Source organism: Caulobacter sp. P1_D6, assembly GCF_056406095.1.
Genome location: NZ_JBFUAW010000029.1, coordinates 18,847 through 39,879 on the forward strand (window position 1 = coordinate 18,847; position 21,033 = coordinate 39,879).

The 21,033-nt window shown below is 68.5% G+C and carries 24 protein-coding genes; 18 read left to right on the top strand and 6 right to left on the bottom strand.

Features of this window, described 5'->3' with window-relative positions:
• Positions 1-70: 70 nt before the first annotated feature.
• Entirely contained in the window at positions 71-679 is a 609-nt protein-coding gene (locus AC1DYP_RS16585; protein WP_477047258.1) for an acyloxyacyl hydrolase, read from the bottom strand.
• Between the two features lie 98 nt (positions 680-777).
• Here AC1DYP_RS16585 and AC1DYP_RS16590 point away from each other — a divergent pair, with 98 nt between their 5' ends.
• The gene (locus tag AC1DYP_RS16590; RefSeq protein WP_477047259.1) at positions 778-1,755 is read left to right on the top strand and encodes a threonine ammonia-lyase; all 978 of its coding nucleotides are present in this window, start codon (positions 778-780) and stop codon (positions 1,753-1,755) included.
• A gap of 45 nt (positions 1,756-1,800) precedes the next feature.
• Here the strand turns inward: AC1DYP_RS16590 and AC1DYP_RS16595 are convergent, their stop codons facing one another.
• The gene (locus AC1DYP_RS16595) at positions 1,801-2,574 is read right to left on the bottom strand and encodes an exodeoxyribonuclease III (RefSeq protein ID WP_477047260.1); all 774 of its coding nucleotides are present in this window, start codon (positions 2,572-2,574) and stop codon (positions 1,801-1,803) included.
• Between the two features lie 131 nt (positions 2,575-2,705).
• Between AC1DYP_RS16595 and AC1DYP_RS16600 the strand changes: the two genes are divergently transcribed.
• The 4 genes from AC1DYP_RS16600 (at position 2,706) to AC1DYP_RS16615 (ending at position 7,193) form a co-directional block, all read left to right on the top strand.
• On the top strand, positions 2,706-4,376 hold the full coding sequence (locus AC1DYP_RS16600; protein WP_477047261.1) for a M28 family metallopeptidase: 1,671 nt from the start codon (positions 2,706-2,708) through the stop codon (positions 4,374-4,376).
• A gap of 92 nt (positions 4,377-4,468) precedes the next feature.
• The gene (locus tag AC1DYP_RS16605) at positions 4,469-5,857 is read left to right on the top strand and encodes an L-serine ammonia-lyase (protein ID WP_477047262.1); all 1,389 of its coding nucleotides are present in this window, start codon (positions 4,469-4,471) and stop codon (positions 5,855-5,857) included.
• Between the two features lie 210 nt (positions 5,858-6,067).
• The gene (locus tag AC1DYP_RS16610; protein ID WP_477047263.1) at positions 6,068-6,370 is read left to right on the top strand and encodes a hypothetical protein; all 303 of its coding nucleotides are present in this window, start codon (positions 6,068-6,070) and stop codon (positions 6,368-6,370) included.
• 67 nt (positions 6,371-6,437) lie between these two features.
• Positions 6,438-7,193, top strand: coding sequence for a DUF72 domain-containing protein (locus AC1DYP_RS16615; protein WP_477047264.1), 756 nt, complete (start codon positions 6,438-6,440; stop codon positions 7,191-7,193).
• 133 nt (positions 7,194-7,326) lie between these two features.
• Here AC1DYP_RS16615 and AC1DYP_RS16620 read toward each other — a convergent pair whose 3' ends face one another.
• On the bottom strand, positions 7,327-8,331 hold the full coding sequence (locus tag AC1DYP_RS16620) for an NAD-dependent epimerase/dehydratase family protein (RefSeq protein ID WP_477047265.1): 1,005 nt from the start codon (positions 8,329-8,331) through the stop codon (positions 7,327-7,329).
• Positions 8,332-8,435: 104 nt separating this feature from the next.
• Here AC1DYP_RS16620 and AC1DYP_RS16625 point away from each other — a divergent pair, with 104 nt between their 5' ends.
• The 13 genes from AC1DYP_RS16625 to AC1DYP_RS16685 all read left to right on the top strand — a co-directional run bounded on the left by AC1DYP_RS16625 (position 8,436) and on the right by AC1DYP_RS16685 (position 19,031).
• A complete protein-coding gene (locus AC1DYP_RS16625) occupies positions 8,436-9,329 on the top strand; it encodes a LysR family transcriptional regulator (RefSeq protein WP_477047266.1) in 894 nt (297 codons plus the stop codon).
• Positions 9,330-9,414: 85 nt separating this feature from the next.
• Entirely contained in the window at positions 9,415-9,954 is a 540-nt protein-coding gene (locus AC1DYP_RS16630) for a hypothetical protein (protein ID WP_477047267.1), read from the top strand.
• A gap of 34 nt (positions 9,955-9,988) precedes the next feature.
• Positions 9,989-10,306, top strand: coding sequence for a hypothetical protein (locus AC1DYP_RS16635; protein ID WP_477035173.1), 318 nt, complete (start codon positions 9,989-9,991; stop codon positions 10,304-10,306).
• A gap of 81 nt (positions 10,307-10,387) precedes the next feature.
• Positions 10,388-11,767, top strand: a complete 1,380-nt coding sequence (locus AC1DYP_RS16640; protein WP_477047268.1) for a flavin-containing monooxygenase — start codon at positions 10,388-10,390, stop codon at positions 11,765-11,767.
• Positions 11,768-11,818: 51 nt separating this feature from the next.
• Complete coding sequence (locus AC1DYP_RS16645) at positions 11,819-12,460, top strand: TetR/AcrR family transcriptional regulator (protein WP_477047269.1); 642 nt, start codon at positions 11,819-11,821, stop codon at positions 12,458-12,460.
• Between the two features lie 29 nt (positions 12,461-12,489).
• Entirely contained in the window at positions 12,490-13,536 is a 1,047-nt protein-coding gene (locus AC1DYP_RS16650; protein WP_477047270.1) for an alpha/beta hydrolase, read from the top strand.
• A gap of 151 nt (positions 13,537-13,687) precedes the next feature.
• Positions 13,688-14,686 carry an NADPH:quinone oxidoreductase family protein gene (locus AC1DYP_RS16655; RefSeq protein WP_477047271.1) on the top strand — a complete coding sequence of 333 codons (999 nt, stop codon included), beginning with the start codon at positions 13,688-13,690 and terminating at the stop codon, positions 14,684-14,686.
• Positions 14,687-14,697: 11 nt separating this feature from the next.
• Entirely contained in the window at positions 14,698-15,072 is a 375-nt protein-coding gene (locus AC1DYP_RS16660; protein WP_477047272.1) for a hypothetical protein, read from the top strand.
• Between the two features lie 117 nt (positions 15,073-15,189).
• The gene (gene rpmH, locus AC1DYP_RS16665; protein WP_012284717.1) at positions 15,190-15,324 is read left to right on the top strand and encodes a 50S ribosomal protein L34; all 135 of its coding nucleotides are present in this window, start codon (positions 15,190-15,192) and stop codon (positions 15,322-15,324) included.
• A 105-nt stretch (positions 15,325-15,429) separates the two neighbouring features.
• Positions 15,430-15,870 (top strand): ribonuclease P protein component, encoded by a 441-nt coding sequence (rnpA, locus tag AC1DYP_RS16670; RefSeq protein WP_477035168.1) that lies wholly within the window; start codon positions 15,430-15,432, stop codon positions 15,868-15,870.
• Positions 15,871-15,879: 9 nt separating this feature from the next.
• Positions 15,880-17,763: a membrane protein insertase YidC gene (yidC, locus tag AC1DYP_RS16675; protein ID WP_477047273.1), complete on the top strand. Its 1,884-nt coding sequence runs from the start codon at positions 15,880-15,882 to the stop codon at positions 17,761-17,763.
• A complete protein-coding gene (gene yihA, locus AC1DYP_RS16680) occupies positions 17,763-18,404 on the top strand; it encodes a ribosome biogenesis GTP-binding protein YihA/YsxC (RefSeq protein ID WP_477035166.1) in 642 nt (213 codons plus the stop codon). Before yidC ends, yihA begins: the two co-directional genes overlap by 1 nt.
• A gap of 129 nt (positions 18,405-18,533) precedes the next feature.
• Positions 18,534-19,031 (top strand): ASCH/PUA domain-containing protein, encoded by a 498-nt coding sequence (locus AC1DYP_RS16685; protein WP_477047274.1) that lies wholly within the window; start codon positions 18,534-18,536, stop codon positions 19,029-19,031.
• 104 nt (positions 19,032-19,135) lie between these two features.
• Here the strand turns inward: AC1DYP_RS16685 and AC1DYP_RS16690 are convergent, their stop codons facing one another.
• From AC1DYP_RS16690 to cydB, 3 genes are all read right to left on the bottom strand, one after another.
• A complete protein-coding gene (locus tag AC1DYP_RS16690) occupies positions 19,136-19,588 on the bottom strand; it encodes a chemotaxis protein CheW (protein WP_477035164.1) in 453 nt (150 codons plus the stop codon).
• 154 nt (positions 19,589-19,742) lie between these two features.
• Positions 19,743-19,862: a cytochrome bd-I oxidase subunit CydX gene (gene cydX, locus AC1DYP_RS16695; RefSeq protein ID WP_035071806.1), complete on the bottom strand. Its 120-nt coding sequence runs from the start codon at positions 19,860-19,862 to the stop codon at positions 19,743-19,745.
• A gap of 12 nt (positions 19,863-19,874) precedes the next feature.
• Positions 19,875-21,020 carry a cytochrome d ubiquinol oxidase subunit II gene (cydB, locus tag AC1DYP_RS16700; RefSeq protein ID WP_477047275.1) on the bottom strand — a complete coding sequence of 382 codons (1,146 nt, stop codon included), beginning with the start codon at positions 21,018-21,020 and terminating at the stop codon, positions 19,875-19,877.
• Positions 21,021-21,033: the final 13 nt, after the last annotated feature.

Here is a 21,033-nt window from a genome sequence, read left to right on the forward strand (position 1 = left end):
ACTCGGCGGCGGACGTTTCATCTCTTGTGATCGGCGTGACGGCCCCGCCTTCGAAAGGGGGCCGCCCGGTTCAGAACTTGTAGACCAGCCGGACCCCGACGTCGTCAAGCCCCTGGTTCTTGCCTTGGTGGAAGATCTGGCCGTTCGACAGGTGGGTGTAGCTGAGCTCGGTCGACCAGCTGTCGTTGATGTCGTAGCCCAGGGCCAGCTCCGGCTCGAACAGCACCTGCGAACCGAAGTCGATGCGAGTGTTGTAGAGCACCAGCCGCCGCTGGATCTCGTCGGGGGTCAGGCCCGGGGCGTTGACGGGCGGCAGGCCGGCCTCGCCGTCCGTATAGGCCAGGCCCATGCCCGGGCGCAGATAGAAGCCGCCCGGCTTGCCCAGCTCGATCCGCCAGTCGAAGCCGGCGGCCACGAAGTTGGAGGTGTTCTCGCTGTTGATCGAGACCATGGCGTGGACCTGGGGCTTGCCCAGCCAGCGCAGGCTTTCGATCCTGTTGGTGCGGTAGCCCAGATGGACGTCCACGCCGTCCTCACGGCCCGCGGCGCCCAGGCCGACAGCCTCGCCCAGGAAGGTCACGTCGTGCTTGTAGACGCCGACGAAGGCTTCGCCGGCGAAAGCGGGCGCGGCGACGGCCACGGCGGCGCAGGCCGCGGCGGCGAACAAGGCTTTCTTCACGGAAGGCTCCCCAGCGAAATCGTGTGTCCTCTTATCCCCTGAACGGCGCAGCTCGCAAAGGGTTTCGGCGACGCTTGGAGGACACTAGATGTTCCTGCATGAGCATCGCCCTATCCGACATCCAAGCCGCCGCCGCCCGCCTCGAAGGTCAGGCCGTCCGCACCCCGCTGATCGAGAGCCCGGCGCTCAACGAGCGTCTGGACGGCCGGGTGCTGATCAAGCCCGAGACCCTGCAGCGGGCCGGGGCCTTCAAGTTCCGCGGCGCCTATAACCGCCTGTCCCAATTGACCGACGACGAGCGCAAGCGCGGGGTCGTGGCCTTCTCGTCGGGCAACCACGCCCAGGGCGTCGCCCTGGCGGCCCAACTTCTGGGCTGTCCGGCCCTGATCGTCATGCCGTCCGACTCCCCGGCGGTGAAGGTCGCGGGCACGCGCGGCTTCGGGGCCGAGATCCGGTTCTACGACCGATTCACCGAGGACCGCGTCGCCATCGCCAAGGAGATCGCCGACCAGCGCGGCTGCGTGGTGGTGCCCTCCTACGACGATCCGCACATCATCGCCGGCCAGGGCACGGCCGGACTGGAGATCGTCGAGCAGGCCCGGGCGCTGGGCGTGCAGCTGGACAAGGTGCTCAGCCCGGTCGGCGGCGGCGGGCTGATCGCCGGCGTCTCGACGGCGGTCAAGGCGCTGTCGCCCTCGACCGAGGTCTGGGGCGCCGAGCCGGCCGGCTTCGACGAGACCCGGCGCTCGCTGGAGTCCGGACAACGCGAGACTATCGACCCGGACGCCCGCTCGTTCTGCGACGCCCTGCTGACCCCGATCCCCGGCGAGCTGACCTGGGCGATCAACAGCAAGACCCTCAGCGGCATCGTGGCGGTCACAGACGCCGAGGTCGCCGAGGCCATGCGCTACGCCTTCTCGGTGCTGAAGCTGGTCGTCGAACCCGGCGGTTGCGTCGCCCTGACGGCGGCCCTGACCGGCAAGATCGACCTGAAGGGCCAGACGGCGGCGATCGTCTGTTCGGGCGGCAACGTCGACCCGGCGCTCTATGCGCGGATTCTGAACGGCGAGATTTGATGGCCAGGGACATGCGCTCGTCGCGTGTCCCCATCGGCGGCCCCGTCAGTCCTGCAGCTCTATCCACACCGGCGCGTGGTCGCTCGCGCCCTCCTCCCCACGCGGCCAGCGGTCGACGCCGGCGTCGACCAGCCGTTCCGCCAGGTCCGGCGTCAGCAGCAGATGGTCCAGGCGCAGGCCCTTGTCGGCCGGCCAGCGGTTTCGCAGATAGGCCCAGAACGTCCACAGGGCCCCGTCCGGGTGGATGGCCCGCAAGGCGTCGGTCCAGCCCTGGTCGAGCAGGGCGCGATAGGCGGCGCGGACCTCCGGTTGCAACAGGGCGTCGCCCTTCCAGCTGTGCGGCTGGTAGATGTCGGCCTCGGTCGGCACGACGTTGTAGTCGCCGGCCAGCACCACCGGCGCGCCCGACGCGCGCAGGTCGGCGGCGTGGGCGACCAGCCGCGCGAACCAGGCCAGCTTGTAGTCGAACTTCGGACCGGGCCGAGGATTGCCGTTGGGCAGGTAGAGCGAGGCCACCAGCACCCCGTTGACCGCCGCCTCGATGTACCGGGCCTGACCGTCCTCGCGGTCGCCCGGCAAGGTCGTGCGGGTGACGACCGGCTCCACGCCGCGCGCCAGGATCGCCACGCCGTTCCAGCTGCGCTGGCCCTTCCAGACCGCGTGGTAGCCCATCTGGGCCAGCGGCTCGGCGGGAAACCAGCCCTGTTCGGCCTTCAGCTCCTGCAGACACACCACATCGGGCTCGGCCTCGGCCAGCCAGGCGATCAGGTTGTCGAGCCGCTTGACGACATTGTTGATGTTGAAGGTGGCGATCTTCACGGGGTCCAAACGCGGCACGGCGCGGGACGGTCCCAGGCGACGTTTTCAGGCGAAGTCGGAGGATGACGCGCGCGGCGCCTACGGCTAGGGTCCGCGCCAACGACCAAGATCTGCTCCAAAAGAGAGGCCCGATGAAACGCCTGCTGCTCGCGACCGCCCTGATCGCCGCTCCTATGCTGGCTCACGCGGCCGACACGCCAAAGATCGACCCCGCGAAGCTGTCGGCCCACATCAAGGTGCTGTCGTCCGACGACTTCGAGGGCCGCGGCCCCGCCACGGCCGGCGAGACCAAGTCGGTCGACTACATCGTCGGCCAGATGAAGGCGATCGGCCTCGAGCCCGCCGGCGATGTCCAGAAGGACGGAACCCGCGCCTGGACCCAGGACGTGCCGCTGGGCAAGTTCGACATCAAGGGCCCGGTCGCGGCCCAGTTCACGATCGGCGGCAAGGCCGTCCCCCTGGCCCAGGGCGAGCAGATCGCCGTGCGCGCGGCCATGACCAATGTCGACAGCGTCGCCATCACGGACGCCCCGATCGTGTTCGTCGGCTATGGCGTGAAGGCCCCCGAGCGCAATTGGGACGACTTCAAGGGGCTGGACCTGAAGGGCAAGGTCCTGGTCGTGCTGATCAACGATCCGGACTTCGAAACCGGGCCTAGTACGAAAGATGGGGGCGACTTCGGCGGCAAGGCCATGACCTATTACGGCCGCTGGACCTACAAGTTCGAGGAGGCCGCCCGCCAGGGCGCGGCGGGGGTTCTGATCGTCCACGAGACCGCGCCGGCCTCGTACGGCTGGGCCACGGTCAAGAACTCCAACACCAACACGATGTTCGACATCGTCCGCAAGGAGCCGGCCAAGAGCCACCCGGCCCTGGAATCCTGGATTCAGCGCGACGTGGCGGTCGAGCTGTTCAAGTCGGCGGGCCTCGACTTCGACGCCCTGAAGAAGCAGGCCCAGAGCCGCGGCTTCAAGCCGGTGGAATTGAAGGGCGCGACCTTCTCGGCCAGCTACGCCGTCGACCATTCGGTGATCGTGTCCAAGAACATCGCCGGCCGCATCAAGGGCTCCGCCCGTCCGGACGAGACCGTGATCTACAGCGCCCACTGGGACCACCTGGGCGTCGGCCAGCCGGACGCCAAGGGCGACAAGATCTACAACGGCGCGATCGACAACGCCGACGGCATCGCCGCCATCCTGGAGCTGGCCCGCGCCTTCAAGAGCCAGCCGGCCCCGCAGCGCTCGATCCTGTTCCTGGCCGTCACCGCCGAGGAGCGCGGCTTGCTGGGCTCGGAATACTACGCGTCGAACCCGCTGTTCCCGCTGTCCAAGACCGTGAGCGACCTGAACATCGACGCCCTGTCGGCGGCCGGCCCGTCCAAGGACGTCACCACCTCCGGCGACGGCAAGGTCGACCTGCAGGACCTGCTGGTCGCCAAGGCCAAGGCCCACGGCCGCTATTTCACGCCAGACCCCTCGCCCCAGGCCGGCCACTTCTACCGCTCGGACCACTTCCCGTTCGCCAAGCGCGGCGTGCCGGCCATCTCGGTCGGGTCGGGCGAGGACCTGGTCAAGGGCGGCAAGGAAGCGGGCCAGAAGGCGGAAGAGGACTACACCGCCACCCGCTACCACCAGCCCGCCGACGAATGGAGCGCCGACTGGGACCTGAGCGGCCAGGCCCAGGACATCGGCCTGTTCTACGAGATCGGCGCCGACCTCGCCAATTCGAAGACCTGGCCGGAATGGCAGGCCGGGTCTGAGTTCAAGGCGCTGCGCGACACGACTAGGGCCGACCGGAAGTAATTGCCGCCGTTCGGGATGCAGACGGGGACACGCACATGTGCGTGTCCCCAATCGCGTTCACGGGCCGCGAAACRCGTTTGTGAAATCATAGAATGACAGCCTCCGTCTTCGATCTGTTCAAGTTGGGCGTCGGCCCGTCGAGCAGCCACACCATGGGGCCGATGACGGCCGCCGGCCTGTTCGTCGGCCGGCTGCGCGACGCCGGCAAGCTGGCGACCGTCGCCCGGGTCGAGACGCGGCTCTATGCCTCCCTGGCCCTGACCGGCCGCGGCCACGCCACCGACCGGGCCGTGATCCTGGGCCTGATGGGCTTCGTGCCCGCCCACCTCGATCCCGACGCCGGCGAGGCGGCCCTGGCCGAGGCCGCCGCCAGCCAGTGGATCAAGCTGGGCGGCGAGGTCGGGATCAAGTTCGACGCCGAGCGCGACATCGTCTGGGCCGGCCACGAGCGCCTGCCCCAGCATCCCAACGGCCTGATCTTCACCGCCTTCGACGCCGCCGGCGTCGTGCTGGCCGAGCGCACCTATTTCTCGATCGGCGGCGGCTTCGTGCGCGATGAGAGCGAGATGGGCCGCAACACCCCGCCCGACGAAGGCCCGGAACCGCCCTTCCCGTTCGAGTCGGGCGCCGACCTGCTGCAGCGCGCCGCGGACGCCGGCCTGACCATCGCTGGCGTGATGGGCGCCAACGAGCTGGTGCGAATGGACGAAGACGCCCTGAGCGCGGGCCTCGATCGGATCTTCGACGCCATGGAGGCCTGCATCGAGCGCGGCATGCGCGAGACCGGCACCCTTCCGGGCGGCCTGGCGGTCAAGCGTCGGGCCCGGCAGATCCACCAGACCATCCAGGGCCGCATGGAGCGCCAGATCAGCGACCCGCTGGCGGCCATGGACTTCGTCAACCTGTGGGCCATGGCGGTCAACGAGGAGAACGCGGCCGGCGGCCGGGTGGTCACCGCCCCGACCAACGGCGCGGCGGGCCTGATCCCGGCGGTGCTGCGCTTCTACCACCGCTTCCACAACGGCACGCCGCAGGGGGTGCGGGTGTTCCTGCTGACGGCGGCGGCGATCGGCGCGCTCTACAAGCGCAACGCCTCGATCAGCGGGGCCGAGGTCGGCTGCCAGGGCGAGGTCGGCGTGGCGTGCTCGATGGCGGCGGCGGGGCTGGCGGCGGCGCTCGGCGCGACCAACGACCAGATCGAGAACGCCGCCGAGATCGGCATGGAGCACAATCTGGGCCTGACCTGCGACCCGATCGGCGGCTTGGTCCAGATCCCCTGCATCGAGCGCAACGCCATGGGCGCGATCAAGGCCATCGACGCGGCGAGGCTGGCGCTGCTGGGGGACGGGCAGCACTCGGTGTCGCTCGACAAGGTGATCGCCACGATGAAGCGCACCGGCGAGGACATGAACGAGATCTACAAGGAGACCTCGTTGGGGGGGCTGGCGGTGGGGCTTTCGGTCAATCGGGTGGAGTGCTGAGGGCCTGACCGCCGCAGTCCCTCCCCCTGTGGGGGAGGCGGCCGAAGGCCGGTGGGGGGATATTGCGCCCTCGACCACCGGCAAGATCGATAATCCTAGAACTCCCCCCACCGATCGCCCCGCGATCGCCTCCCCCACAGGGGGAGGGACTGTGAACCGGCTGTCGCCCTTGCACGTTAAGCCTCACCATTCCCCACGTCGGAGTTCCCCATGCGTATCGCCCTCACCGCCGCCGCCCTGCTGACCCTCGCCGCCGGCTCCGCCCAGGCCTCGACGCCCGGATCCTGGAACGACCTGCGCGTCCGCTCCGACAAGGCCTGCATCGCCGCGGCCCAGGAGCTGCGCAACGTCCGCGTCACCGCCTATGGCGACACCTTCCAGTCGGTGACCGTCTCCAGCCTCGAAGGCGTCTACAAGCCGCGCCACATGAAGGGCGCGCGCGGCAAGGCCACCTGCGTGTTCGACAAGCGCAACGGCCGCGCCGAGGTCCAGGAGCTGCAGGTCCGCCGCTAGCTTTTTCCGCTTCCGGTTTTCGCGGCCGCTGCTAGGGTGCGCCGCGAGAACAGGAAGGGAACGCCCGATGACCGGAACAATTCGCTGCGGCATTGGCGGCTGGACCTTCGAGCCCTGGCGGGGCGGTCCTTTCTATCCCGACGACCTGAAGCAGAAGGACGAACTGAAATACGCCTCGTCCAAGCTGACCAGCATCGAAATCAACGGCACCTACTATTCCACCTTCAAGCCCAATAGCTGGCAGAAGTGGCGTGACGAGACGCCCGACGATTTCGTGTTCGCGGTCAAGGCCAGCCGGTTCTGCACCAACCGCCGGGTGCTCTCCGAGAACAATGACTCCATGCAGAAATTCCTGACCCAAGGGCTGGAGGAGCTCGGCCCTAAGCTGGGTCCCATCAACTGGCAGTTCATGGCGACCAAGAAGTTCGACCCGGTCGACTTCGAGGGCTTCCTGAAGCTGCTGCCCAAGGAGATCGGCGGCCGGCCGGCGCGCCACGCCCTGGAGGTCCGCAGCCCAACCTTCGCGACGCAGGAATTCTACGACCTGGCCGCCAAGTACGGCGCGGCCATCGTCTACGCCGTCGACGACGAGGAGCCGACCTGGCCCTGCATCGACGCGCCGACCGCCGACTTCACCTATGCCCGCCTGATGTCGAGCAAGCCCGACGAGCCGACCGGCATGAGCTCGGACGAACTGGACGGCATCGCCAAGCAGGCCCAGGCCTGGGCCACGCGCGGCGACGTCTTCGCCTACTTCATCGCCGGCGCGAAGGTGCGGAACCCGGCCGCGGCTATGGCGCTGATCGAGAAGCTCAAGAAGTAGCCTCTCCGACTACCCAAACCCTCTCCCATGGGGAGAGGGAGGTGCCCATGCGCAGCATGGGAGGGTGAGGGGGCAAAACGTCAGCCGGCGTGCCGGCAGGGCGCTCGGGAACAATTTGTGAGGGTGTAACCCCTCACCCTCCCACCGCTACGCGGCGGGCCCCGCCCTCTCCCGCTGGGAGAGGGTGATCAAGGCACCCCAGCGCCCGCAGGCTCGACGCGATCGCCGCGTCCAGCGGCGTATGCGGCACATCCCCCAGGAACGCCCGGAGCTTGCGGTCGTCCAGGGCCAGCGGCTCGCGCCACAGGTAGCGCATCTCGGCCATCTCGCCGAACAGCGGCACGACCGGCGACAGGGCCGTGACCAGCCACCACGGGAAGCCCATGACCGGCAGCTTCGGCTGGCCGGTCGCCCGCCGCACCGAGGCCGCCATCTCGCCCCAGGCCAGCAGGTGGCCGCCAAAATGGAAGACCTCGAAGGCCGCCAGGCGATCGGCGCGGTCCAGCAACCGGGCCATGGTCTCGGCCAGGTCCGGCAGATAGGCCCAGGCATGGGCCAGGCCCTTGGCCGAGGGTTCGGTCACCGACTTCACCGGCGTGGCCGGCTTGATCACCATCTGGCCGAACCAGTTGTTGCCGGCGTGCGGACCGAAGAAGTCGCCGGCCCGGACGATCAGCACCGACGCGCCGTGGGCCGAGGCCGCCTTCAGCCGCCGCTCCATCTCGACCCGGATCTTGCCCTTGCGGGTGGTCGGGGCCTGGGGCGCGGTCTCGTCGATCAGCGGGAAGGCCTCCAGGCCGAAGTTGTAGACCGTGCCTGGCAGCAGGATTCGCGCGCCCTCCGCCTTGGCGGCCGCGATGGTGTTGTCGATCATCGGCAGCACCAGCTTGCCCCAGTTCCGGTAGCCGGGCGGATTGGCGGCGTGGACGATCAGCTGGACGCCCCGGGCCGCGCGGGCCACGTCGGCCGCGACCATGGCGTCGCCTTCGATCCACTCGATCCCCGCGCGGGCCGGCTGGGCGCGGCGGGTCAGGGCCCGGACGGTCCAGCCGTGGCGGACCAGGGCCGAGGCGGCCTCGCCGCCGATGCCGCCGGTCGCGCCGATCACCAGGGCGATGCGTTGTTCAGTCGTGGTCATGTCGATCTCCGTCATTGCCCAAGACGGGCTTGATGACGGGAAGATCGCTTGCGTGAGGCCAAACGAGAATTGACGAACTCTCTTGATCTACCATACATAAATGCATGATCGACCCCGACTGGAGTTTGTACCGCGCCTTCCTGGCGGTGATGACGGAAGGCAGCCTATCGGCCGCCGCCCGGGCGCTGGGCCTGACCCAGCCGACCCTGGGCCGTCAGGTCGCCGAACTGGAGCGCGCCCTGGGCGTGGCCCTGTTCACCCGCTCACCGCAGGGGCTGAAGCCCACCGACGCCGCGCTGGACCTGCGGCCCCACGCCCAAGCGATGGCCGGGGCCGCCAGCGCCCTGGTCCGGGCGGCGTCCGGGGCCGGCGACACCGCGCGCGGCGTGGTCCGCGTGACCGCCAGCGAGATCATCGGCGCCGAGGTGCTGCCCGCGATCCTGGCCGACTTCCGGCCCAAGCACCCCGGCGTGGCGGTCGAGCTGTCGCTGGACAACCAGCAGCAGGACCTGCTGCGCGGCGCGGCCGACATCGCCGTGCGCATGGTCCGCCCCACCCAGGACGCCCTGGTCGCCCGCCGCCTGCCCGACACCCACCTGGGTCTCTACGCCCACCGCCGCTATGTCGAAGCCGAAGGCGCGCCCGCCACCCTGGACAGGCTGAGCGACCACGCGCTGGTCGGCTTCGACAAGGGCACCCCGTTCCTGCGCGGCCTGGTCCAGCGCGTCCCGCTGCCGCCGGGGGGCTTCGCGTTCCGGGCCGACAGCGACCTGGCCCAGTTGGCCGCCGTGCGGGCGGGCTTCGGGATCGGCTTCATCCAGCACGGGGTGGCCCGCCGCGATCCCGACCTGATCCCCGTCTGCCCCGGCCAGATCGGGTTCGACCTGCCCGTCTGGCTGGTCATGCACGAGGACCTGCGCGCCACCCTGCGCATGCGCGCGATGTTCGACCACCTGGCCGAGGGTCTGGCGGCGTTCCTGGCGACGTCGCAGCCGTGACTAGGGACGGGCGCATGCCAACGGGTCTGGAATTCGATCGCAGAATCAGGGCGCTTAGCCCGCCGGAACCGGGGGAAATCTGATGATGAAAGCTTCGAGCGCGATTGCACTGGCGCTGTTGCTGACGGCCGGGTCGGCCTCGGCCCAGGACGCGCCGCCGCCCCAGCTCCCCGCCCAGGTGACGGCCCTCGCCGGCTGCTGGCAAGGGACGGGCGAGGTGATGGGCAAGCCGGTGGCGATCACCCTGACGGCCAGGCCGATCGCCCTGGACGCGATGTTCCTGATCGAGGCGGAAAGCCATGCCACGGCCGATCCCGCCGACCGCTACGCCGCCCACCTGATGATCGGGGCCCGCGCGCCCAAGGGGGCCTTTCCGGCGACGCTGACGGGCTACTGGGCCGACAGCTTCGGCGGCGACTACACGGCCACCGGCGCGGGCGCGGTCCGCGAGGACGGCTTTGAGATCGCCTATCCCTATCCGCCCTCCAGCTTCCTGAACCGCTGGACCTTGAAGGGCGACCGGCTGGACTGGCGGATCACAGCCCGCGAGGGCGACAAGGAACAGGTCTTCGCCCACTACGAGACGGCGCGCGTGGCGTGCCCCTCGGCCGGGAAACGTGGTTAACCAAACCTCAACGGCGAGCGGCTAGACCAAGCCCATGCGCCGCGCTCTTGCCTGCCTGCTGATTCTCGCCGCCCTGACCGGCTCGGCCGTCGCCCAGACGGCCAAGCCGGCGCGCCTGTCGTCCGGGTCCAGCAGCGCCTCGATCCAGAGCGACAGCCCCGCCCTGCCGCCGCCGCTGATCCCGCTGACCGGCGCGTCCCAGGGGCGCGATCCGGACCAGTGCCGGTCGTCCTGCAACCGCACCTACTTCTTCTGCCGGGCCAACGGCGACGACGACGGCTGCCCGACCCAGTGGGCCCAGTGCAAGACACGCTGCACGGCCACCTATTCGCCGCGCCCGCTCGGCGGCTGACCGCGCTGACCCAACGGCAGTTTGACGGCTCGCATAACGCTGATACGCTCACCTGAACAACGATAAGTCAGGGAGCAGGCGATGACCTCAGCATTGCCTAAGGCGTGCATCATCGGCGCGGGCTGCAGCGGCTTCACCACCGCCAAGCGGCTGAAGGACGCCGGCGTCCCGTATGACTGCTTCGAGGCCTCCGACGACATTGGCGGCAACTGGTACTACCGCAACCCCAACGGCCTATCGGCCTGCTACGAGAGCCTGCACATCGACACCTCCAAGTGGCGGCTGGCCTTCGAGGACTTCCCGGTTCCGCCCGACTGGCCCGACTTCCCGCACCACAGCCAGGTCCTGGCCTACTTCAAGGACTACGTCGCCCATTTCGGGCTGCGCGAGACCATCACCTTCAACACCAAGGTGTTGCGCGCCGAACGCACCCAGGAGGGCCTGTGGTCGGTGGCCCTGTCGACCGGCGAGACCCGGCTCTACGACGCGCTGATCGTCGCCAACGGCCACCACTGGGACCCGCGCGTTCCGGAATATCCCGGGACCTTCGACGGCGTCGCCTTCCACGCCCACGCCTATAGCGATCCGTTCGACCCGGTCGACATGCGCGGCAAGACCGTCGTGGTGGTCGGCATGGGCAATTCGGCCATGGATATCGCCAGCGAGCTGGCCCAGCGCCCGATCGCCGGCAAGCTGATCGTCTCGGCTCGGCGCGGGGTCTGGGTGTTCCCGAAATATCTGAACGGCAAGCCGTCGGACAAGTCGGCCATGCCGCCGTGGATGCCGCGCGGGCTAGGCCTGAAGATCGTGCGCTCGCTGATCCGCAAGCATGTGGGCCGGATGGAGGACTACGGCCTGCCCAAGCCCGACCACGAGCCGCTGGAGGCCCACCCCTCGGTCAGCGGCGAGTTCCTGACGAGGGCCGGCTGCGGCGACATCACCTTCAAGCCGGCGATCAAGGCGCTGGAGGGGAAGAACGTCCGTTTCGCCGACGACAGCGTCGAGCCCGTGGACGTGATCGTCTTCGCCACCGGCTACAAGATCAGCTTCCCGTTCCTGGACGACCCGGCCCTGGTCCCCGACGCCAACCACCGGCTGCCGCTGTTCAAGCGGATGATGAAGCCGGGCGTGCCGGACCTCTTCTACATGGGCCTGGCCCAGGCCCTGCCGACACTGGTCAATTTCGCCGAGCAGCAGTCCAAGCTGGTCGCCGCCTACCTGACCGGCCGCTACGCCCCGCCGTCGATCGCCGAGATGCAGAAGATCACCGCCAAGGACGAGGAGCGCCACACCGGCCAGTATTACGCCTCGGCCCGCCACACGATCCAGATCGATTTCGGGGTCTATTGCGCCGATCTGAAGAAAGAGATCGCGGCCGGCGAGAAGCGGGCGCGGGGGTCGCGCGGCGCCCWGCCGGTGGCGGCGCGCGCGTCGCGATCCTTGCCACTCACGGCGGAATGAGGCTGAAATCATGACGGGGCGTCATCTGGGCCTCGCCACGAGTCGCGTCCGATGTCGAACATTGCCTATTTCCCCGCCCGCCCGGTCCTGGAAGACAACAAGCCGGGCAAGCGCGAACGCACCAAGGTCGCCAACCGCCAGTCGATCCTCGACGCGGCGCGAGCTGTGTTCGGCGAGCTGGGCTACGAGGCCGCCACGGTCCGCGACATCATCCGCCGCACGGGTTTGGCCTCGGGCACCTTCTACAACTACTACAAGTCCAAGGAAGAGGTGTTCGACGCCCTGGCCGACGACGGCGCGCGGCGCTTCCGGCCGATCCTGCGGGCCGAATCCGAGCGCGCGACCGACTTCGAAAGCTTCCTGCGCGGCGCCATCCGGGCCTATTTCGACTTCCTCGAGGGCGAGCACGAGAGCTGGCGGATCAACCGGCCGGCCGGCGAGGTGTTTCCCCACGCCCGCGCCACGCCCGAGATCCAGGCGGTGTTCGACGAGGTCCACGCGGCCTTCGCCAAGGTGCTGGAGCACGACCACGCCCCGGCCGTCGATCTCGACTACTTCGCCGCCGCCTGCATCGCCGTGGCCCGCGAGGTCGGCGACAAGATGCTGGAGCGCCGGCCGATGGACGTCACGGGCGCCACCGACTTCGCCGTCCGGATGATCCTGGGCGGCCTGCCCGCCCTGCCTCGCCCGTAAAGCCGCGCCCCTTCCAAGAAAGAGCCCGAATGGCCGATCCCGCCGTCCAGAAATTCATCCTCAAGGTGCTGATGTCGCTGCCCAGCCCGGTGCTGCGGGCGATGTCGGGCGGCGGGAGCGTCTATCGCGGCGGGCGGACCCTGGATCCGCGCTTCCAGTTCCTGGCCGCGGCCGCCGCCAAGATGCCGTCGCTGACCAGCCTGGCGCCCGACGAGGCCCGCGCCGCCAGCGCCCGGGGCCTGACCGCGATGAGCGGTCCGCCCGAGCCCGGCGTGCGCAACGAGAGCCTGTCGATCGACGGCCCAGGTGGTCCGATCAAGGCGCGCGCCTATCGTCCGGCCGACCAGGACAGCAGCGCGCCTCTGATCGTCTTCGCCCACTTCGGCGGCGGGGTGATCGGGGATCTCGAGACCTGCCACGCCTTCTGCGGGATCCTGGCCCGGATCGCCCGGACGGCCGTGATCTCGGTCGACTATCGCCTCGCGCCGGACCACCGCTTCCCGGCCGGGCTGGACGACGTTCTGGCCGCCTTCCGCTGGTCCCGCGACAACGCCGCCCGGTTCGGGGCCGCGCCCGGCGTGGCGGCGATCGGCGGCGACTCGATGGGCGGCAACTTCTCGGCCATCGTCGCCCAGGAGATGAAACGCCTGGGCGAGGCCCAGCCGGCCCTGCAGCTGCTCATCTACCCCGCCGTCGACGTGGCCAGCGAGACGGCGTCGATGACCACCTACGGCGACGCCTATCCGCTGAGCCGGCCGATCATGGACTGGTTCATGGGCCATTATATGGGCCCCGACGCCGACCCGGCCGATCCGCGCCTGTCGCCGGACAAGACCAGGGACCTGTCGGGCCTGGCTCCCGCCGTGGTGATCACCGCCGGCTTCGACCCGCTGGTCGACCAGGGCGAGGCCTACGCCAAGCGCCTGGTCGCGGCGGGCGTGCCGACCACCTACCGCTGCTACGACAGCCTGGCCCACGGCTTCACGGCGTTCACCGGCGCGGTGCCGGCGGCCGACGCCGCGTGCCGCGAGATCGCGCGACTGGTGCGGGCGGCGTTCGACGCGAACAAGGCCTAACTTTTAAATCCGCTCATCCCGGCGAAGGCCGGGACCCAGATGGAATGGCTTTGAGGCTGACGCCAAAAGCGCCGAGCTCCTCCAATCAGCCACCCAGTTTTGGGATCTGGGTCCCGGCCTTCGCCGGGATGAGCGGAGTTTGGTGGGATTCATGACCGACACCATGCGCGCCCTCGTCGTCGAGACCCTGAGCGAAGACTTTTCGGGCTGCGCGGTCCGCGATGTTCCGACCCCGACACCCGGCCCGGGCGAGGTGCTAGTCCGCGTGCGGGCCGCCAGCGTCAACTTCCCCGACCTGCTGATGACGAAGGGCGAATACCAGTTCAAGCCGCCCCTGCCCTTCACCCCCGGCCTGGACCTGGCCGGCGAGGTCGCGGCGCTGGGCGAGGGCGTGACCGGCTGGAGCCTCGGCGACGCCGTGGTCGGCGGGGCGCGGCTGGGCGGGTTCGCGGAATACGCGGTGCTGTCGGCCGAGGCGCTCAAGCCCAAGCCCGAGCGGCTGTCGTTCGCGGAAGGCGCGGCCTATGGCGCGGCCTATCTGACGGCCTATGTCGCCCTGGGGCGCCGGGCGCGGCTGGAGTCCGGCGAGTGGGTGCTGGTGCACGGCGCGGCCGGCGGGGTGGGGCTGGCGGCGGTGGACCTGGCCAAGGCCCTGGGGGCGCGGGTGATCGCCGCCTCGGCCTCGGACGCCAAGCTGGCCGAGATTCAGCGCCTCTACGCGCCCGACGCGGTGGTCAACGTAACCGACGGCTTCAAGGACAAGGTCAAGACGATCACCGGCGGGCGGGGCGCCGACGTGATCTACGACCCCGTGGGCGGCGACGTGTTCGACGAGAGCGTGCGCTGCATCGCCTTCGACGGCCGGCTGCTGGTGATCGGCTTCACCTCCGGCCGCATCCCGAACGTCTCGGTCAACATGCCGCTGATCAAGGGCTTCTCGGTGATGGGCGTGCGGGCCGGCGAGTACGGCCGGCAGTTTCCGGAGAAAGGCCGCGAGAACGCGCAGGCGGTGTGGCGGATGGCGGACGAGGGCGTGATTTCGCCGCACGTGCACGCCACGTTCAAGCTCGACCATTGGCGTGCGGCCTTCGACTTGCTGGCCAACAGGCAGGTGGTCGGCAAGGCGGTGATCCAACCGAACGAAGCTTGAAGGAGCCTTCGATGATCCGCGAAGTGACGCTGGCGGCGGCTCTCGCGATGACGGCGAGCATGGCGCACGCCGATGAACCGCCCCTGTACCTGAAAGGCGTGCTGGTCAAATCCATCGAGCGCTCCAGAGTAGGCTCGGGGATATTCATCTTCTGGCATCGCTGGACCGTGGAGCCGCGGGCCGGCGCTACGATGACGCTATTCTCGCTCAGCCTGTCCACGGAAGAGCCCTTGCCGAGCCTCGGCCAGCGTTGCGAGGTGCGCTATCATTTGGGTAAACTGGGAGGGATGGCAGGCCCCGCCTTCGATACGGCCAAAGACTGGCCGATCGTCGATGATTTCAGTTGCGCACAGCTCTCGCAGGAACCTGTCGCGCCAAGCCCCTGATCCGACTCGTCTTCGTGTCGGACTCATGTTGACAGCGCCCGCCCCTTCCCTTATCCACCGCCCCTCACTCGCGGCGGCCCTCCGGCTTTCGCGTCCCATTATTATCGGAGCCACCTCGTGAAGCGGACATTCCAGCCGTCGAAGCTCGTGCGAGCCCGCCGTCACGGCTACCGCGCGCGTATGGCCACCAAGAACGGCCAAAAGATCGTCGCGCGTCGCCGCGCCAAGGGCCGTAAGCGCCTGACGGCCTAACAGCCTTATCTCCCGTCTCCAACTCGGCGGGAACTATACCATGATGAAAGCCGCCCCCTCCTCGAACCAGGTTTCGTGCCTGCGCCGGAAGGGGCGGCTTTTTTCATGACCGAAGCCCAGGTCACCGCTTCCAAGCCCGTGAAGATCGAACGCCTCAAGAAGCGCCCGGACTTCCTGAAGGCCGCCAAGGCGCCCAATCTGGCGCGCGGCGCGGTGTTCATGCAGATGCGTCCCCGCCACGACGATGACCCGCTGATCCGGGTCGGATTCACCGCCACCAAGAAAATCGGCGGCTCGGTCGAGCGAAATCGCGCCAAAAGACGCCTGCGGGAGGCCGCAAGGCTGCTTCTCCCCCTTCATGGCCGCCCCTCTTGCGACTATGTGTTCATCGCCCGCGGCGGAACAGGCCAGCGGCCATGGGGGCGTTTGCTTGACGATGTTAAAACCGCGCTGATAAGCCTCGCCGCCGACCTCGATCGCGCGGGTCCGGGCCAAGCGCCCGCTCCGCACGCCCCCGCCGCGTCCGATTCCTCCGTTTCTGGTTAAGTCCAACCCATGCAGAACGACTCCAACAAAAACACGCTGATGTTCCTCGTCTGCGCGTTCGCGATCCTGATCGGCTACCAGTTCTTCGTCATGGGCCCTCAGCAGAAGCGGCAGGAAGCCGAGATCCGCGCCAAGAAGATCGCCGAGGCGCAGATCGCCGCCCAGCCGGGCATGACCATCGGCGCGGACGGACTGCCACAGCCGCTGAAGCTGTCGCGCGACGCCGCCAAGGCTCAGAGCCCGCGCATCGCCGTCGACACCCCGGCTCTGTCGGGCTCGATCGCCCTGAAGGGCGCGCGGATCGACGACCTGTGGCTCAAGCGCTTCACCCAGACGGCCGACAAGAATTCGCCGCCGGTCGAGCTGTTCCGCCCCGAGGGCGCCGAGCACGCCTGGTTCGCCGACTTCGGCTGGGCCGGGATCGCCGGCATGACCGGCCTGCCCACGCCCCAGACCGTGTGGACCGCCGCGCCCGGCCAGGTGCTGCGCCCGACCACCCCGGTCGTGCTGACCTATGACAACGGCCAGGGCCTGGTGTTCACCCGCACCATCTCGGTCGACGCCGACGCCATGTTCACGGTGGCCGACACCGTCCGCAACCAGAGCGGCGCGGCCGTGGCCCTGGCCCCCTACGCCTCGGTCCAGCGCCAGGGCATCCCGACCGACGGCCCGCACGGCCTGGGCAAGACCCAGATCGTCTACGAAGGCGGCATCGGCGTGCTGGGCGGCATCGACGGGGTCAAGGACGGCAAGTACCTGCTGCAGGACCAGGCCAAGTACCCCAAGTGGAAAAAGGACAAGCCGCTCCAGAACGACCTGGCCTCCAAGGGCGGCTGGATCGGCATGACCGACAAGTACTGGCTGGCGGCGCTGATCCCGGAGCAGTCGGAGCTGATCAAGGGCCGCTTCCAGGTCCAGCCGGTCAAGGGCGTCGACGTCTACGAATCGGCCTTCACCGGCACGCCGCAGTCGCTGGCGGCCGGCGCCACGGTGACCAACACCACCCGCCTGTTCGCCGGCGCCAAGACCGTGCCGCTGCTGACCCGCTATCAGTACGGCGGCAAGCCGGTGGTCTGGTGGCAGTTCTGGAACCGTCCCGCCGAGGTGGTGCCCAGTTTCGACAAGGCCGTCGACTGGGGCATGTTCTGGTTCTTCACCCGCCCGATCTTCAACATCCTGGAGATCTTCTACAAGCTGGTGGGCAACTTCGGCGTGGCCATCATGCTGCTGACCGTGGCCCTGAAGCTCATCCTCTTCCCGCTGGCCGACAAGAGCTACGAGTCGATGGCGAAGATGAAGAAGATCGCCCCCGACGTCGAAAAGCTGAAGGCCAAGTTCAAGGACGATCCGGCCAAGCTGCAGCAGGAGACGATGGGCCTGTACGCCAAGGAGAAGATCAATCCGATGATGGGGTGCGTCCCCATGCTGATCCAGATCCCGATCTTCTACTCGCTGTACAAGGTGCTGACGGTGACCATCGAGATGCGGCACGCGCCGTTCTTCGGCTGGATCACCGACCTGTCGGCCCCGGAACCGACCACCCTGTTCAACCTGTTCGGCGCGATCCACTGGGATCCGGCCACCCTGCCGCTGCTGGGCGCCTCGATCGCCCACCTGGGCGTCTGGCCGCTGCTGTACGGCTTCACCATGTGGCTGACCACGGCGATGAACCCGCCGGCCGGCGACCCGATCCAGCAGAAGATCTTCCAGTTCTTCCCGATCATCTTCACCTTCACGCTGTCGGGCTTCGCTGTCGGCCTGGTGATCTACTGGTGCTGGAGCAACGTGCTGACGATCATCCAGCAGTACATCATCATGCACCGCTACAAGGTCGACAACCCGATCGACCAGATCATCAACCGCCTGCGCGGCAAGACCGTCGAGGCCACCTGATGGACGAACTGGCCTATAGCGAAGAGGACATCGAGGCCGCCCGCGTACTGTTCGCCCAACCGGCGACCTTCATGATGGGCGCGGTCAAGATGGACGGCATGCCCGCGCCGTCCCTGCCCGAAGTCGCCTTCGCCGGCCGTTCGAACGTCGGCAAGTCCAGCCTGATCAACGGGCTGGTCGGCCAGAACCACCTGGCCCGCGCCTCGAACTCGCCGGGGCGCACGCGGGAGGTCAACTTCTTCGTGCTGGCCGAGAAGCTGCGCCTGGTCGACCTGCCCGGCTACGGCTTCGCGCGGGTGTCCAAGAGCGTGGCCGACAAGTTCCAGGACCTGGGCCGCGCCTATCTGCGCGGCCGGGTGAACCTCAAGCGGGTCTATCTGCTTATCGACGCCCGTCACGGGCTGAAGTCGGTGGACACCGAGGCCCTGGACGCCCTGGACATCGCGGCGGTCTCCTACCAGATCGTCCTGACCAAGGCCGACAAGATCAAGCAGGCCGAGCTCGACGCCACGGTCGAAAAAACCCTCAAGGCCATCGCCAAGCGCCCGGCGGCCTTCCCGAAGGTCCTGGCGACCTCGTCGGAGAAGGGCTACGGCCTGCCCGAACTGCGCGCCGAGATCGCGCGGACCTGCCTGACCTAGATCCGGTTTCCTCTCCCGTGTTGATCCGCGGGAGAGGAGTCCACAACATCCCTTTCACGCTTTAACCTTCCGGCGACATCGGCCGGTTAAGGCCACGCCTCCCGTTTTCCGCCTGCCGAAGAATCCCCCATGACCCGTCACGAACTGAAGACTTGGCCGCAATATTTCGCCGCCGTGCGCTCGGGCAAGAAGCGCTTCGAGATCCGCCGCAACGACCGCGAGTTCGCGGTGGGCGACGTGCTGGTGCTGCGCGAGTTCGATCCGGAGCAGGACGTCTACACCGGCCAGGTCGAGGAGCGGCAGATCACCTTCCTGCTGTCGGAAGAGGACTACGGCGTGATCCACGGCTTCGTGGCGATCGGCTTCGGCGAAGTGGTCCACCATGGCGACCTGCCGGCCGACAGCGCTCTGACGGCCGAGCAACTGGCCCACTGGCACGAGACGGTCTCCAACAACGCCGCCCTGCGCGCCCAGGACGCCCGCAAGGTGGCCCAGAGCTACGCCGCCCCGACCACCGGCCGCGCGCCCATGTCGGTCGCCGCCGACCGCCACAACGCCGTGGCCGCCGCCGCCGAGGCGGAGGCCGCCTTCCACGCCGCGGCGGTGAAGATCGTGCTGCGGAAGTAGATCGGTTGGGGACAGGTCCATGGGCCTGTCCCCAGTCCGAGGTGCTGAATCAAAAAGGGCGGACCTGCTGGTCCGCCCTTTTTCGTTTCGCGCTGAAGCGTGGCTTACGCCGCCTGGCTGACCTGGGCCGGGAAGACGTCGTCCATGCGCAGATAGGTGATCAGGCGGCTGTCCAGCGAGATGATCGCCTGGATGAAGCGCAGCTCGTCGGCGCCCAGGTCCGGGGTCGGCTGCAGGTGGTCGCGCGACACGGTGAAGGTCTCGCTGACCGCATCGACCAGGATGCCGGCCAGGCGGTCCTGGCACTCGACCACGACGATGACGTGGCGGGTTTCCGGAACGGTGACGCCCAGGCCCAGGCGGTTGCGCAGGTCGATGACCGGCATGATCGCGCCACGCAGGTTGATCACGCCCTTCAGGAAGGCCGGGGCGTGCGGGATCGGGGTGGCCGGGGTCCAGCCGCGGATCTCGCGGACCGTCTTCACGTCGATGCAGAACTCCTGCTCGCCGATGCAGAACGAGATCAGCTCCAGGGCGGGTTCGGCGTGGTCGGTCATGGTCGGGTCCCGAGGCTCAAAAGTCTTCTGGCGAAGGCCGAAATCCGGTTTCGCGTCGTCCACCAGAAGAGCCCGAGCGCCGTTTAATAACGGTTAATGCAAAGCTTATGGCGCGGCGTCGAATTGTCGCTGCTCCTCCCCCTGTGGGGGAGGATTACGGCTCCGACGCCCCGACGTCGCCTTCGTCGGTCAGGTTGAACTCGTACCAGACGCCGTTCAGCACCCCGAAGGCGACGGCCAGGCCCAGGCCCAGGACCCAAGTGAAGTACCACATGGTTCAATCTCCTCAGTACAGGGCTGGGTCGGTCTTCAGCGCGGCCGAGCTCGTGCGCCCCCACAGCACCCGGTAGACCCAGGCGGTGTAGAGCAGCACCAGCGGCATCAGCGTCGCGACGACGATCAGCATGATGAACAGGGTCGAGTGGCTGGACGAGGCGTTCCACACCGTCAGGCTCGACCGGGGATCGATCGTGCTGGGCAGGATGAACGGGAACATCGACAGGCCCACCGTCGCGATGATCCCGGCCGCCGAGGCCGACGAGCCGCCGAAGGCCAGCGGCGCGGACCGCCGCCACAGGCCCAGCAGGGCCAGGATCGCCCCGCCGAAGCCCAGCACCGGCGCGATCAGCATCCAGGGATGGCGGCCGAAGTTGTCGAACCAGGCGCCGGGGGCGGCGACGGTCGCGGTCCGCAGCGGGTTGGACGGCGCGGCGGGGTCGAACGCGCCTTCGATGCGGAAGCCCAGACGCATGGCCAGCAGGCCGCCGACCAGGAACAGCAGCAGCGTGGCGATCCCGGCGCCCGTGCCGAACCTGCGGGCCCGGTCCTGGACCACCCCGCCTTCCTCGGCCTTCACCCCCAGCCAGGCCGCGCCGTGCAGCACCAGCATGGCCACCGACAGCAGGCCGCAGACCAGGGTGAAGGGCGTGAACAGGCCGAAGAAGGCGCCGTGATAGGTGCTGCGCAGGTCGCCATCCAGCTTGAACGGCGCGCCCTGCAGCACGTTGCCCACGGCCACGCCGAACACCAGCACCGGCACGAAGCTGCCGGTGAACAGCGCCCAGTCCCAGAACGAGCGCCAGCGCGGGTCGGGCCGCTTGGACCTGTACTTGAAGCCCACCGGCCGCAGGATCATCGCCACCAGCACCAGGAAGATGGCCAGGTAGAAGCCCGAGAAGCTGACGCCGTAGACCAGCGGCCAGGCCGCGAAGATCGAGGCCCCGCCGGTGATGAACCACACCTGGTTGCCTTCCCAGGTGGCGCCGATGGTGTTGATCACCATGCGTCGCTCCTCGTCGGTGCGGGCGACGAACGGCAGCAGGGCGCCGACGCCCATGTCGAAGCCGTCGGTCAGGGCGAAGCCGATCAGCAGCACGCCCAGCAGGCCCCACCAGATCATTCGCAGGGTCGGATAGTCGATGGGGAGTTCCATGATCCGGTTTCTC